The sequence below is a fragment of the Armatimonadota bacterium genome (genome assembly GCA_013314775.1).
Classification (GTDB): Bacteria; Armatimonadota; Zipacnadia; order Zipacnadales; family JABUFB01; genus JABUFB01.
Window position 1 is genome coordinate 65,481 of the sequence record JABUFB010000015.1, and the last position, 14,294, is coordinate 79,774.

General features: G+C 63.4%; 13 protein-coding genes. 8 read left to right on the forward strand and 5 right to left on the reverse strand.

All coding sequences use genetic code 11. The annotated features are described in order from the left end of the window. The first annotated feature begins 74 nt into the window (after window positions 1-74). The 4 genes from murD to HPY44_18810 all read left to right on the forward strand — a co-directional run bounded on the left by murD (window position 75) and on the right by HPY44_18810 (window position 4,909). Window positions 75-1,496 (forward strand): UDP-N-acetylmuramoyl-L-alanine--D-glutamate ligase, encoded by a 1,422-nt coding sequence (murD, locus tag HPY44_18795; protein NSW58058.1) that lies wholly within the window; start codon window positions 75-77, stop codon window positions 1,494-1,496. Further along, window positions 1,471-2,688 carry an FtsW/RodA/SpoVE family cell cycle protein gene (locus HPY44_18800; GenBank protein NSW58059.1) on the forward strand — a complete coding sequence of 406 codons (1,218 nt, stop codon included), beginning with the start codon at window positions 1,471-1,473 and terminating at the stop codon, window positions 2,686-2,688. The genes murD and HPY44_18800 overlap by 26 nt, the downstream gene beginning before the upstream one ends. Beyond that, the gene (gene murG / locus HPY44_18805) at window positions 2,679-3,770 is read left to right on the forward strand and encodes an undecaprenyldiphospho-muramoylpentapeptide beta-N-acetylglucosaminyltransferase (protein NSW58060.1); all 1,092 of its coding nucleotides are present in this window, start codon (window positions 2,679-2,681) and stop codon (window positions 3,768-3,770) included. Before HPY44_18800 ends, murG begins: the two co-directional genes overlap by 10 nt. A 194-nt stretch (window positions 3,771-3,964) precedes the next feature. Beyond that, window positions 3,965-4,909: a hypothetical protein gene (locus HPY44_18810; GenBank protein ID NSW58061.1), complete on the forward strand. Its 945-nt coding sequence runs from the start codon at window positions 3,965-3,967 to the stop codon at window positions 4,907-4,909. Between the two features lie 38 nt (window positions 4,910-4,947). Here the strand turns inward: HPY44_18810 and HPY44_18815 are convergent, their stop codons facing one another. Genes HPY44_18815 through HPY44_18825 form a run of 3 tightly spaced genes read right to left on the reverse strand, consistent with a single transcriptional unit; the run spans window position 4,948 to window position 7,243 of the window. After that, complete coding sequence (locus HPY44_18815; GenBank protein ID NSW58062.1) at window positions 4,948-5,838, reverse strand: hypothetical protein; 891 nt, start codon at window positions 5,836-5,838, stop codon at window positions 4,948-4,950. A gap of 31 nt (window positions 5,839-5,869) precedes the next feature. Beyond that, on the reverse strand, window positions 5,870-6,913 hold the full coding sequence (locus tag HPY44_18820; protein ID NSW58063.1) for a YeiH family putative sulfate export transporter: 1,044 nt from the start codon (window positions 6,911-6,913) through the stop codon (window positions 5,870-5,872). A gap of 21 nt (window positions 6,914-6,934) precedes the next feature. Continuing rightward, window positions 6,935-7,243, reverse strand: a complete 309-nt coding sequence (locus tag HPY44_18825) for a hypothetical protein (protein ID NSW58064.1) — start codon at window positions 7,241-7,243, stop codon at window positions 6,935-6,937. Between the two features lie 41 nt (window positions 7,244-7,284). Between HPY44_18825 and HPY44_18830 the strand changes: the two genes are divergently transcribed. Together HPY44_18830 and HPY44_18835 are read left to right on the forward strand one after the other, a co-directional pair. Beyond that, complete coding sequence (locus HPY44_18830; GenBank protein NSW58065.1) at window positions 7,285-7,437, forward strand: hypothetical protein; 153 nt, start codon at window positions 7,285-7,287, stop codon at window positions 7,435-7,437. Between the two features lies 1 nt (window position 7,438). Then, the gene (locus tag HPY44_18835) at window positions 7,439-9,583 is read left to right on the forward strand and encodes a family 10 glycosylhydrolase (protein NSW58066.1); all 2,145 of its coding nucleotides are present in this window, start codon (window positions 7,439-7,441) and stop codon (window positions 9,581-9,583) included. A gap of 67 nt (window positions 9,584-9,650) precedes the next feature. Here the strand turns inward: HPY44_18835 and HPY44_18840 are convergent, their stop codons facing one another. Beyond that, window positions 9,651-10,595: a hypothetical protein gene (locus HPY44_18840; GenBank protein ID NSW58067.1), complete on the reverse strand. Its 945-nt coding sequence runs from the start codon at window positions 10,593-10,595 to the stop codon at window positions 9,651-9,653. 169 nt (window positions 10,596-10,764) lie between these two features. Between HPY44_18840 and HPY44_18845 the strand changes: the two genes are divergently transcribed. After that, window positions 10,765-11,829, forward strand: a complete 1,065-nt coding sequence (locus HPY44_18845) for a Gfo/Idh/MocA family oxidoreductase (GenBank protein ID NSW58068.1) — start codon at window positions 10,765-10,767, stop codon at window positions 11,827-11,829. Window positions 11,830-11,880: 51 nt separating this feature from the next. Here HPY44_18845 and HPY44_18850 read toward each other — a convergent pair whose 3' ends face one another. After that, window positions 11,881-12,918, reverse strand: a complete 1,038-nt coding sequence (locus HPY44_18850; protein NSW58069.1) for a Gfo/Idh/MocA family oxidoreductase — start codon at window positions 12,916-12,918, stop codon at window positions 11,881-11,883. Window positions 12,919-13,034: 116 nt separating this feature from the next. On the opposite strand from HPY44_18850, the gene HPY44_18855 reads away from it, so the two are divergent. Next, on the forward strand, window positions 13,035-14,078 hold the full coding sequence (locus HPY44_18855) for a hypothetical protein (GenBank protein ID NSW58070.1): 1,044 nt from the start codon (window positions 13,035-13,037) through the stop codon (window positions 14,076-14,078). The last annotated feature ends 216 nt before the right edge of the window (window positions 14,079-14,294 follow it).

The following is a 14,294-nucleotide window of genomic DNA, read 5'->3' on the forward strand; positions in this document are numbered from 1 at the left end:
GCGAATAGAGGAAAGACGTCGCGGGGCGAAGGCAGTGAACGGCGAAACGTGAATACAGGACGGATGCGGACGGCATGAAGTCGGAAGCGCAGCACTGTCTATACACCGGGCCCAGGGATGTGACCGGGCAGCGGATCGCGGTCCTCGGAATGGCGAGGACAGGCGCGGCCGCAGTGCGGTTTCTTGTGTCTCGGGGCGCCGATGTTTTCGCACTGGACCTGCGGCCGGAAGCTGACTGGTCCGACGACTCCCGGGCGGCAGGCAGGCTTGCAAAGCGCATCGTCGCGCCGTACGAGTCGATCGACGAACTCCTGCCCCTTGATGCGCTGGTGATCAGCCCCGGGGTGCCGACAGAGGCGCCCATCGTTCGGGCGGCGCGGGAATCTGGCGCGGAGATCATCGGCGAGGTCGAACTCGCGTACCGGTTCTCTCAGGCGCCGATGGTCGCAGTCACCGGGACTTGCGGGAAAGGCACAACAGTGACCAGTCTCGGGGCCATGCTTCATGCCGCCGGGGCGCCTCACGCGGTGGCCGGGAATATCGGCAGCCCGCTCATCGACTTTGCCGAGGGGTCTGTGTGTCTCGACTGCATCGTGGCGGAGATCAGCAGCTTCCAGCTTGAGACGACCACCCATTTCCACCCCTGGATCTCGGTCTTGTTGAACATCACCGAGGATCATCTGGAGCGCTACGCAGATTTCCAGGCATACGTGCAGGCCAAGCGCCTGATCTTCCGCAACCAGACGAGTGAAGATTGGGCGATTCTCTGCGTAGATGACCCACAGGTTCGGGAAATTGCGAGGGATCTGTCCGGGCCGAAGGTGCTCACGGTCTGCCTGGAGGACCCCACGGCGAATGCGCGGTTGGACGGGGACGCACTGGTGGTTCAGTTGCCGGGTGCAGCGCCGGAGGCCTTGGCGCACAGGCGCGATATCCAGCTGCCCGGGGAGCATCACCTGATCAACACCCTCGCGGCGGCTCTCGCGGCGCGGATCCTTGGAGTTCCGCCGGACAGGTTCCCGGAAGCGGTCCGGGGGTATCGCCCTGCACCGCACCTGATGACGCTCGTGGCTGATTACGGCGGCGTGCGGTATATCGATGATTCGAAGGCGACCAATCCGGCGTCGGCAATCGCGGACCTGCTGTCGATTGATGGACCGGCGATCGTGATCGCAGGGGGCAAGGAGAAGGACACGGACTTCGCCGAATACGGGGCGCTTCTCGCAAAGAAGGCAAAGCACGTGTTCCTGATGGGTGAGTGCGCGCAGAGGATCATGGATGCGATGGGTGATCCGTCCCGATGCACCGTGGTGACCTCCATGGACGAAGCGGTGGCCGGAGCGATTGCGGTGGCCCAGGCTGGGGACACGGTAACGCTGTGTCCGGCGTGTTCCTCGCTGGATATGTTCGCAAGTTACGCCGCCCGGGGTGACGAATTCGCCCGGGCGGTGAGGGAGCGGGTGGGCCGAGATGGTAAGGGAGGCCGCTCTGCCTAGGCACAGGACATCGCCACGCGGCGGGGTGCGGGCGTGGGTTGCGCGGACATTTGTCTTCGGGCCGACGGACAAGACGTACCGGCGCCTTCTGTTGGTGATGGTGCTTCTGGGCCTGGGTGCAGTGTTGTCTGCCACCTTCCCTTTGGCCGATAAGAGCCTGAACGCCGACGACCAGCATGAGTTCGTCACCAAGCAACTCTCGTTCGGGGGAGTCGGGCTTCTGGTCATGCTGGGTACGAGTTACCTCGCTCCTGCGGCGCTGGTTGGCATCGCCCGCTGGGCATTTCCGCTGGGCCTGCTGACCATGCTGATGTGCCGGGTCTCACCTTGGGCGCACTATGTAGACGGTTGCTGGGGCTGGCTGAAATTCGGGGAAGGGAAGACTGTGCAGCCCAGCGAGATGGTGAAGGTCTTCTACGTGGCATTTCTTGCGATGCTCATGGCCTCCGATCGACGCCAGGCGACCGACTGGCCCGCGCAGAAGAGAGTCTGGATTCAGGCGCTGTTAGCGATGGGAGCTATGTGCGGCACGCTGCTGATCCAGCAGGACCTCGGGATGATCTTTGTTGTGTTCGCCACAACCCTCGCGATCCTCTTCCTGCGGGGAATCCCGTGGTGGCAATTGGTTGGCCTGGCAATCAGCCTCGGTACGGCGGGAGGTCTCCTGGCCCGGGCACTTTTCCCGGAACGCTGGGAGCGGGTGCTGGTATTCCTGGATCCGTTCGTCAGATACCGCGAGGGCGGGGAGCATGTGCGGCAGATGCTTGGGACCCTTGCGCGGGGCGGCGTGCAGGGATCGGGGCTGGGGATGTGCCCTGACAAGTGGGGCGCGCTCCCCACACCTCACACTGACTCGATCTTCTGCGTGGTGGGTGCGGAACTGGGGCTATTCGGCGCGCTCCTGGTTCTGGGACTGGTGTTCATGCTCGCAAATCGCAGCCTGAGAATCGGCCTGCGTTCCGGGGACATCACGGCGTGGTACCTTGCATCGGGCATGGGCTTGCTGCTGGCAATTCAGGCGGTGATCAATATCGCTGTGGCCACGGCGATGATGCCCTGCACCGGGCTGACGCTGCCCTTCATCAGCGCTGGTGGAAGCAGTCTCGTGGCATCGCTCACCGCGGCCGGTGTGGTGCTTGCCGTGTCGAGGATGGCCTGCCGTGGCGAAGGACGTGACCCGGATTGCGGGTAGCGCTGATGGGCGGCGGGACTGCGGGACACCTGTTCCCGTCGATTGCCGTTGCACAACGCCTCGTGGATGATATGGGTGCGGAGGTGCTGTTCATCGGGGCGGAGGGGCGGCTCGATGAACGCATTCTGTCCGAGCAGGCGATGGCCTTCGAGCTCATCCCCGCCCGGCCTTTCCCCTACGGCATTTCACTCGACGCAGCCCGCGCAATATGGGCGCTGCTCCGCAGCATACGGCGTTGTCGGAAAATCCTGCAGGCCTTCCGGCCCGATGTCGTTTTCGGTTCCGGCGGGTATGTGAGCGTGGCTGGAGTCATCGCGGCCTCGCAGCTTGGTATTCCCAGCGTCTGCCACGCGTCGGATGCCCACCCGGACCGGGCGAACCGCTTGCTTGCGCGCTGGGCAACGCGGATCACCACCCACTTCGAGGTCGCTGCGGCGAGTTTCCCGCCTGACAAGACAACGGTAGTTGGCCAACCCGTGCGCAAAGCTTTCGCCCAGATAACTCGGGAAGACGCCCGGTCTGCGCTTGGAATCCCAGGCGACGCATTCGTGCTGCTGGTATCGGGGGGGAGCCAGGGTGCGCGCACGCTCAACGACGCCACGGCCGGCGCTCTTGCGAATATTCTCGAAGACCCCGGGACGCACGTGGTGCATTTCACTGGCACCTTGGACAGAGAGGAAGTGCAAGCGCGGACGGCGGGCGTGGTGGGCAGGGAGCGATATCATTGCCACGAGTTCTGCGAGACTCCCTGGGTGCCGATCGCCGCGGCCGACCTGTGTCTCACGCGCGGTGGGGCCAGCAGTCTGGCGGAGGTCTCGCTGCTGGGCGTGCCGATGATCATCGTGCCGTACCCTTACGCCGCAGCTCACCAAAGGATGAATGCAGAGCCTTTCGAGAAAGCCGGTGCGGCGCTGGTGATCGAAAACGCGGACCTCACTGCAGACCGCCTCGCGCTGGAAGTCGAGCGGCTGCGGTCCGCGCCGAAGATACTGCGCGAAATGTCCGATGCGGCGCGCAGTGTGAGCCGGCCGGACGCAGCCGATAGGATCGCGGCGATCATTGCGGAACTGGCGGGAGGATAGTGCATAGGGAATAGATACGAATAAGGCACGGTGGAACGGCTGAAAGCCGGGGGCCAAATTGGGGCTCGCCTGGCGTGTTCCGCTCGTGTTCCGAGGGGAATCCGGTGACCGCGATGGCTTGGTCGATTTCTGCTTCCGCGCTCATGTTTGTCATCCTCACCACCTGCATTGCGCAGGGTGCTGGAGGCGAGACAATGCCCGAGCCGCCGCAGTACAAGTGGGAGTGCGTGACACTGAAGGCGGATTTCGCGGGACGTGACGGCGCCGGAGCGATCACGTTCAACGGGCGCATGTGGTTGCTGGGTGGATGGAATCCAGGAGACAAGGTGCACTTCCCGAACATCTGCAACAGCGAAGTGTGGTCCTCGGTGGACGGGAAGACGTGGACCCTCGAGAACCCGCAGGCACCGTGGGAAGGCCGGCACACGGCCGGCTATGTGGTACACAAGGGCCGGATGTGGGTCGTTGGAGGGGACGCGAACCAGCGGCATTACCAGAACGACGTCTGGTCCAGCGCGGACGGGGTCAACTGGGAGCTGGTAACCGACAACGTGCCCTGGGGGAACCGTGTCCTGCATCACACGGTGGCCTTCGACGGGAAGATCTGGGTGATGGGTGGGCAGAATCTCACCCAGTATGTGCCTGCGGAGGAGGAGATCTTCTACAACGACGTCTGGTGCTCCGAGGATGGCGCCAACTGGACGCGAGTAATTGAGCATGCGCCGTGGAGCCCGCGCGGGATGATCGGGGGCGGGGCGGTGCTCAACGGGCGTATGTGGCTTCTGGGCGGCGGCACCTATGACACGCCGAAGAGGCCGGAGCGGCTCTTCTACAACGAGGTCTGGAGCACCGCTGACGGCGTGAACTGGGAGCTTCACAATGCGAACCCGCCGTGGAAGCCGAGGCAGTACCATGATGTGGCGGTGTTCGACGGGCGGCTCTGGGTGACCCAGGGCTGGAACCATGGCAACCGCAATGATGTGTGGCATTCGGCGGACGGGGTGAACTGGTACGAGGTGCCCGACACGCCGTGGGCTGTGCGCCACGCGTCGAGCCTGTTTGTGCATGACAATGCCCTGTGGGTAGTTGCGGGCAACAACATGTTCCCGGACGTGTGGAAGCTGACCCGGGTGGATTAGGGCCCAGTGATCCGAGACAGCACAGTTTCGGGGCCGCCTCAGTCAGGCAGCTTCGGCGAATCCGACGGATTGACGGGCAGGGTGGCCCAGAGCGCATCAAGCCCGGCGTCCGTGACGTACAGCCGACCGCGCAGGCGCACGGTCTGGCCCGGCGGGCAGTCCGGCCACTGTGGGTCGCAGTGCAGGCAGGGGATCCAGCCGTTGCTCATGAGCGAGACGCCTCGCTCCCACGACAGGGCGATGACCCGCTTGCCGTCGTGGGCAGTGGTTGCGATCACCGGGTAGTCGCCGCGTTCGGGGCAGCAGTACCAGCACCCCTCGAGCTTCGAGTGCGGGGCCATCCCACCCGTGCCCACTCCCGTGGTGATCCAGGGCCCTCTGTCCGGGTTCATCACCTGGTGGGTCGTGCCCGCAAGTGCGAGCCACCTTCCCCCCGAATGGATATGCGTCCGCGTCAGGTCTCCTTGCGAAAAAGCAGGGGAAGTGTTCTGCATCAGGCAGAACTGGGTGTTGATGTCAGTGAGGGGCCTATGTGTCTCGTTGCGCACCCAGAAGTCGAAGTCCACTCGCCCGTCTCCGGGGATGGCCGAGGCACCGAAGCTCACGCCATTGGGCAACCGCAAGTCATACGAGAGCGCCCCTGTCTGGTCATCGCGCCGCCAGTCAGGGAGGCGTTCGGCGGCCACAACCGGGGGCATGTCGGCGCGCACGTGGTCGATGAACAGCAATCCGAGGTCGCAGGCGAGGGTTTCGGGTATGCGCAGGGCAAGTCGCCCGGCATCTTCCCAGGGCAGGTGGATCTCCACCGCCTGGAAGCCCGTTAGTGCCGGATCGCGGGGGTAGGGCGTGAGCGCGGGCACCAGCGGCGCCGCGCTGCCACATGCCGCCCAGAGATACGGAATGGTGAGCAGCCCGATTGTCGGTCGCATTCCGCACTCCCCTCATTCGGGCGCCCGGCCCCTACAGCTGACGGGCCAGGGCCTGCACCGCGAGGCTTGTGGCTGCGACGATGATCCAGACCAACAGGCCCAGGAGGATCGGCCGGGCACCGGTCTTCACGATCTTCCGCATGTTCGCACCCAGGCCCACACCGGCGAGAGCGACCACGATCAGGTGCTTGCCGGCGATGCCGCAGTACCCCGCGAACTGCTCCCCGAACACCCCCGCCGTGTTCAGCACAGACAGCGCCAGGAAGCCGAGGATGAACCAGGGGATAGTCTTGCCCAGGTCGCATTTCGTGTCGGAACAGCGGCGGCGGCTCATAAGAAACGCCAGCCCGATGCAGATTGGGACGATCATCGTGGTGCGCGCGAGTTTGGTCACCGTCGCGTAATCGCCGGCGTCCTGCCCGTACGAGTAAGCGGCAGCGACGACCGATGAAGTGTCGTTGATGGCGGTGCCGGCCCAGAGGCCGAAGCCCGTCTGGCTCATGGCCATGAGATGTCCCAGCACGGGGAAGATGATGACCGCGACGACGTTGAAGAGGAAGACGGTGGAGATTGAGAAAGCGATTTCGTCGTCGTCGGCATCCACGATGGGCGCCACGGCGGCAATCGCCGACCCGCCGCAGATCCCGGTGCCCACTCCGATGAGTCCGGTGAGGGTAGCACCCACTTTCAGAGCCCGGCCCAGAAGCCAGGCCGCCGCGAGCGCTGACGTAAGCGTGATCAGCATTACCGCCAATGACTCTTCGCCCGTCTTCACCACCTGCATGAGGCTCAGACTGCCGCCCAGGACGATGATGGCAGCCTGGAGAACCTTCTTGCTGCAGAACCTGGTGCCGGGCTGGGTGGCGGCAGGTAGTCGCAGGAAATTGGCGACTGCAATGCCCAGGAGTATCCCGAATACCGGGGCGCCCACGATGGGGACAAGGTGGCCCAGTGCCACGGCGACGGCGGCGATTGCAACGCACAGGGCTATCCCGGGAAGCGCGGACGCGCTCTGCCGGCGTGCTTCGCGTTCGGTTGTTGTTTCAGGTGCGGGATTGGCTGGCTCGGAACTCAACGCGGACACCTCAGTCGTTTTTCAGCACGGTCTGCAGGCAGGATGGATGCGCTTCCCGGTGAGGTCCGTCGCTTTCGGCGACAGTGACCGCCCACCGAGATCGATGATGCTGGTGCGGTCGTCACACAATGCATCGCTGTCCAGCCGTGAGCCGACGGCCTGGATCCGCCCGTTCTTCACGGCAACGGCTTCCGCAACTGGTGCGGAAGAGCTCATCGTGAAAAACGGGCCGTTTACGAACACACTGTCCGCGGCGGTTCTCGGTTGCGCGAACACCTTGCCCGTCCCCGCCAGTGCAAGTCCTGCCGCGTCTCCCAATGTCCTGAGCATCGTGCGCCCATTCATGTCCGTGCCCCCTGTGAGACGCAGCAATGGATGCGACCAACCGACAGTTCAGGATACTCCTGGAGGGGAATGAGGGCAAGGCGCGGGAAGGTCGCCCGGGGCACGGGCGAGAAAAGCCCCATGCTGGAGATCGGCCGGCGTCCCAGGCCGAAGAGTACTCTACGGAGCAGGACAGCTGAGGTGCGACACCTGATGCGCATTCCCATGCCGATTCTCATCGCCGCTTCCGCCGTGACCCTGGGCAGTCTCCTCACCGGCAGTTGCGCCCGGGCGCAGGATGACTTCGAAACCCAGCGCAAGGAGATGCTCAACCGCCAGCGCCGGGTCATCCTGAACAACGACGGGTGCGACTGTCTGTATTTTCCAAAGAGCAAGGAGATCACTCCGGAAAACTTCCTGGAGCTGCGCACCACCGCCCTTGCCGGGACCCACGTGGACACGGTCTTCTACTGCACCATCAGCGCGGGGTTTAGCAACTTCACCCACAACACGCAGGTGGGCAACATCCTGGAAAAGAGCTTCGACCCCGACGCGAAGGACCACAACATCACCCGGCAGCTCATCGACCAGGGCAACGACTGCCTGAAGCTCGTGGTGGACTTCTGCCACGCGAATGACATGGAATGTTTCTGGTCGATGCGCATGAACGACACCCACGACGGCGCGCACAGGCCAGACGCGCCTTACCCGCTCTTTCCGCCGCTGAAGGAGCAGCACCCGGAATGGCTCGTGGGCGAGTACGGGAAGAAGCCGCGGTACAGTTCGTGGACATCGGTGGACTACACGGTGCCGGAGATCCGCGATCTGGCCTTCCGGTTCATCGAGGAAGTCTGCCAGAACTACGACGTGGACGGCGTTGAGCTGGACTTCTTCCGGCACATGAACTTCTTCAAGAGCACCGCAAATGGAAACCCAGCCAGTCAGGAAGAGCTGGACATGATGACGGATCTCATGCGCCGCGTGCGTGCGATGACGGAGCGCGAAGGCCGCAGGCGGGGCAGGCCGATTCTGGTCGCGGTGCGGGTGGTGGACTCGGTTGATTACAGTCGGCTCGTGGGCATCGACCTGGAGAAATGGCTGGCTGAGGGGCTCGTGGATATTCTCATCGCTACCTGCTACTTCCAGCTGAACCCGTGGGAGTACCTGGTGGACCTGGGGCACAAGTACGGGGTGAAGGTCTATCCCGGTCTGAGCGAGAGCCGGGTCCGCGGGGAGATACCCCCGCTGAGACGACAGTCGCAGGAGAGCTACCGGGCTCGCGCGGCGCGGGTGTGGCAGTCGGGTGCGGACGGGGTGTACCTGTTCAACTTTTTCAACCCGAAAGCGCCGATGCTCAGCGAACTTGGAGACCCGGAGCTCCTCAGCAGACTGGACAAGCTCTACTTCACCACCGTGCGCAATGGTGATCCGAACAACTACGTGCCCGACGGAGTTCGCTTCCAGAACATTCCCATTGTGACCCCGGAGAACGCTGCGACGGTCGAGCCGGGGACAGAGAGAAAAATCACTCTCCAGATCGGCGACGACTTCGCAGCCCAGCAGGCCGCTGGTCTCGCACCTGAAGTGACGGCACGGATCGTGGCGATGGGTAGCGACCACATGGGGGTGTCGGTGAACGGCCATCCCCTCACCTGTACCGGCCAGGACGGCGCATGGAGCCTGTATGCCCTGCAGCCCCAGTGGCTGAAGCCCGGTGCCAACGAGTTCTCGTTCACTACCCGGGAGAAGCAAGCCGCGCCGGGACAAGATGCCTGGAATGTTGAGTGGACAGCGGAGAAGGTCCCCGCCGCGCCGTGGTATCACGACGCGTACAAGAAAGACGTAACCGTGGCTGAGCTTCGGGACGGCGCACTGCTTGTGGCCGACCGTGGTGAAGGCGGTGGGGAATACCTTTACTTCTACTACCCGTGGGCGGCATCCAGCGAGCTTGAAAATGTGGTCGAGGCCGAGGCGAAAGTGGTGTCGGGCTGGAACACCATCATCATCAGCGACGGAAAGTCCACGGAGCGCCTGTCGCTCTATCCGGACCGGGTCGAACTGTACAGTGGCAAGCTGCGGCACATGATGGACACCACCGACCGCTTCCACACATACCGGGTGTCGGTCAAGGGCTCGGATATCAAGGTCTGGGTGGACGGAGAGCTGGTGATCGACGGAACAGGCAAGTTCACCGCGCCCAGCGCCGGCGGACGCAACACGGTTCAGTTTGGTGCGGCCAATAGCCCGGAGAAAGGTGAGGCGCTCTGGAAATCTGTGCGGTTCACCACCCCGGCGTCGGCGGTGTATGACCTGGCGGTGTCGGTGAAGTACCCGAAGCCCGAGTGAGCGCACAGCTGACGATAGCGCGGAGGCGAGTGGTGCCCGCGGGCTTCGAGTCCACGGGCACGTCTACTTACGGCTCCGGCGGATCCGCGATGGCCCTGATGCTCAGATCGCGTATCTGTATCGCCGCATGATAGGGGCCGGGGGCCTCCCAGCCCAGGCTGAACCCTGTGAGGCGGAAGTCCTCGATGTTGCGCGAAGTCGGCAGGTGCCCTCGTGACCACGCCTCCTCGAGACCCTTGCGGATCAACGGAACCAGGTCGGCGGAAAGCGTGGTCCATTCCCCGCTGTGCACGCTCGTGCCCGTGTATGCCTCGCCGCCGGGCGTGTAGATGAACTTCTGATGGGCCTGATCCGGGGCCATGAAAGGCTTCGCGAACTCCGTCCGGTTGTCGTAGACCGGGATGCCGAACCACAGGAAATCCCCGTATCCTTCAGAGGCGCGGTTACGGTTCTGAACGGTGATAAATCCCACGAACTGAATAGCGTGGCGATTGCGCACGATGCCCTCATGCGGCCCGGCCTCGCACTTGAGCAGCTTCGCCTCGAGGTGGAAGAGCAGGCGGGAGAAGTCGGTCAGGCGGGGCATGCCGTCGAGCTCCTGCGAGACGAGAAGGTGCGGCCAGGGCTCGGGCGGCACCCGCAGGTGTTCCCCGTATTCAGCGATTGCATTCACTCCCAGTGACAGGTCGGCGAGCGATGTCTCGGGTTCGCCGAAGATGATGGACTTGCCCTCGTTCCGGAACTCGACTGAGCCTTCGGGGCCGGCGATCGGCTCCGCGCCCAGGAGCGTGAAGCGGCTGTGCCACTGGGCCAGTTCCCAGACGGGTTCGGCTGGAGCCCCGGGGGGCTGGAGAGTGCCGGTACGGACCTTCCTGCCAGGCGCGGGGTCGAGGACATGAAAACCCTTGCGGAATGATGGATCGCGCAGAAGTTCGGTGCCGGGGGGCTCCTGCGCGCGCACGAGGCAGGACAGACCCAAGGCGAGCATGATCATTATGGGCAGGATAGGCATGTGTTCTCCTGGTTCCGGCAATGGCGACGGCGGATGATAAGTCTCGAGTAACAATACGACTTCCTCGAATGGCTGCGCTATGCCTTCCCGGAAGGACTCATCCACGGCGTGGAGAAATGCGGCTGAATTTCGTGTCGACGGATAAGTCTCAGGCCCCGGGAGGCCGCACATGTCAGAGAAACTGCGCGCAGCAATCATCGGTTGTGGCAGGCCGTACAACCACAAAGAACGGACCGGTTCGGGCATGGCCCACCTGCATGCCGCAGGTTATACCAGCCGCGAGGATGTGGAGCTTGCAGTCCTGTGCGACATCAAGCCCGAGAACGCACAGGCCTTCGCAGAGCAACATTGCCCCAACGCCGCGATCTACACGGACATGAAGAAGATGCTCAAGCAGGAGAAGCTGGACCTGGTGAGCGTCTGCCTGTGGCCGCACCTTCATGCCCCGGCGGTGATCGCCTGTGCCAAAGCCGGTGTCAAGGCGGTGCATTCCGAGAAGCCCATGGCGCCCACCTGGGGCGAGGCAGTCAGGATGGCTGCGGAGTGCGAGAAGAGCGGTACGCAACTGACCTTCAACCACCAGCGTCGGTTCCTCGCGCCTTTTCGGAAAGCGCGGGAGCTTGTCCGAGAGGGTGCTATCGGCAAGCTGGTCCGGCTGGAGGGATCGTGCTCGAATATGATCGACTGGGGCACTCATTGGCTCGACATGTTCTTCTTCATGAACGAAGAGATCCCCGCGATCTGGGTGCTCGGGCAAATCGATGCGCGCGAGTTCCACCAGGTCTTCGGTCTGCCCTACGAGCACCAGGCAATCTGCGAGATCAAGTTCGAGAATGGAGTGCGGGGCTTGTTGTTCACGGGCGAAGATTCCGACATTGGGTGCCAGATCCGGCTCACCGGAGAAGAAGGGGTCATAGAACTGCGCAATGAGGATCCGCCGCTGTGGGTGCGCGCGGGCGGCGCGAAGTGGAAGAACCCCAAGGTGACGGAGAGCCTGCATGGAGGGCACGCAGTGAGCATGGCGATCTGGGACATGATCGACGCGCTCAAGGGCGGCTATGAACCCGAGCTCTCGGCACGCAAGGCATTGCAGGCCACGGAGATCATCTTTGCGACCTATGAATCCAGCCGCAGGCGCGGGCGCGTCGACCTGCCGCTGAAGACGAAGGACTCGGCGTTTCTGTCCATGCTCGAGTCCGGGGAACTCAAGCCAAAGAAAGCGGCAAAGAAGTAGGGGAGAGGCCGGGAGCGGCTGCCCGTCCCCGGCCTGACGATCAGCTCACCTCTATTGCCCGAAACCGCTCTTGCGCTTGGCGATCTGGGTGATGCGCACGACCTCCAGCGCTTGTTCGGGCGTCACGATGAGCTTGCCTTTCTCGCGCAGGACGGACCAGACATTGTCATAAAAGTCGCCGATGGACGGGGCGGTGGATGGCACCTCCTCCGACTGCCAGGGAAGCTGGTCATCGTTTCCGTATTCCCGATCGGGGTGGGGTGCTTCGACGACCTTTAGCGGCTTCACGGCTTTCTTATCGAACCACTGGATCTTGCTGGTGGAGCCGTCCGATACCAGCGTGCCGTGGCTGCCGAGGACTGTCCACTTGGGCTCGGAGAACTTGCAGACCGACGAGACTTCCATGTCGTACACTCGGCCGTTGGCGGCTTTCAGGAGCAGCTTCACGTGGTCTTCGGCATCACCCGCGGCGGCGATGTGTTTGAGGTCGCAGAAGACTTCGGTCACTGGCGCTCCGAGAAACTGCAGGCCCGCGTCGATGAAATGGGAGCAAGTATTGTTCATGACGCCGCCGTGGTGTGAGAGCATCGTCTGCCAGTCGTTACGGCGGCTGAAGTCCAGGGCTCGCATACGGATCTCGAACACGTCGCCGATTCGTTTCGTGCGGATGATATCGAGAATATGCAGAGTATCCGGGCGGAAGCGGGTGTTGTGGTGGACGAAGAGGATGCCCGGTGACTTCTCGGCGGCCTGCACCAGGCTCCGGGCCGCCTGGTAGCTGTCGGAGATCGGCTTCTCGCAGACGACGTGGCGGCCTGCGCGAAGTGCGTCCTTCGATACGGGCACGTGGGTGTCGGAGAACGTGGCGACAACCACCACCTCGGCATCGGCGGACTTGAGCAAGGCGCGGTGATCGGGGTACTGCTCGCAGCCCAGCTCGGCCGCCACTGCTGCGCAACGCTCGGGGATGAGATCTGTGACCGCGGTGATCTGGAAACGCTCATCATTGCGAAGTCGAGCGACGTGAATATTGTAGCCCGACCGTCCGAGACCGACGATTGCGACCTTGATCGGCGTCCTGCGCGCCATTTCCTGGCTCCTTGAGTTGAGCTGAATTGCCCCGGGTGTCGGGCAGAATTCGCTGTTGCCGCAGGCCTAACCTCTTCTGACGAATCACGATTATCCACCGCGAAAGGCCCAGACGGATGACCTCAAAGGAACGCGTCCTTGCCACCATTCGCCGCGAGCCCGTCGATCGCCCCTGCGTAGATTACGGCGCCAATGCCGACGTGACCCAGATGCTGTGCGAGCGGCTCGGGTTGCAGGATGGTGAGGCGCTCCGCAAGGCACTCGGAGTGGATCTGCGCAATCTCGTGAGCGCCGCGCCATATGTGGGCGAACCCCGGCCGCCCATGGCCGACGGCACCCCGGTAAGCTATTGGGGCATTCCGGACAGCAAGGGCACGTACTCGTCCACAGTCTACAATCCCCCGCTTGCCCACGCCGAGACAGTCGCCGATGTAGAGGCCTTTCACTGGCCCGATGCGGATGACTTCGATTACAGTAACCTGCGCGCGACGTGCGAAGGGCTGTCGGAGTATGCGCTCTGCGGAGGGGCGTGGAGCCCGCTCCTGTGCACGGCCATGCACCTGACGGGCATGGAGGAGTTCTTCCTGCTGATGGCGATGAAGCCGAAAGTGGCCGAAGCGATCCTGAGCCACCTTTCGGACTTTTTCTACGAGTACAGCCGCCGATACTTTGAGGCGACCCGCGGGGTGCTGGACATCTTCTTTATGGGCGATGATTTCGGCACTCAGACCGGGCCGATGATCAGTCTAAGAATGTTCCGAAGGTTCCTGGTGCCCCACCTCAAACGCCTCTACGGGCTGGCAAAAAAGCACGACCTGCTGGTGATGATGCACTCGTGCGGCAGTGTGCGGGCGCTGATCCCGGACATGATCGACGCAGGGATGGACATTCTCGACCCGGTCCAGGTTCGAGCTGCGAGCATGGAGCCGGAACGCCTGAAGAAAGACTTCGGCAGGGACATCACCTTTCATGGATCTATCGACACCCAGCAGACCTTGCCACGCGGGACGGTGAAAGACGTTGAGGAGGAGGTGCGGTCGCGGCTGGAGCTGTTCGAGGACGGCGGGTTCATCTGTTGCGGCAGCCAGGATTATATGATCGACATCCCGGCGGAAAACCTCTTGGCGATCTACCGGACGTGCGGGAGTGCGGAAGTGTAGGGGACAAGGCGACTGAGACGGGCCAAAGCGACTACCTGCGGTCGCCCCGCGAAGTCGTGATCCGTTTCGATGGAAGGCGTTCGCGGGCAAGCCTGCTCCTACAATGTATTGTGGCGCCTGCGAGATGCTCGACCTCTGCGTCGCTGAGGACGCCCGGCCGCAGGCCCCCGAGCCCCCGGTTTCAACCCCGGGCACCGACGGCAAACGGCGGCGTCG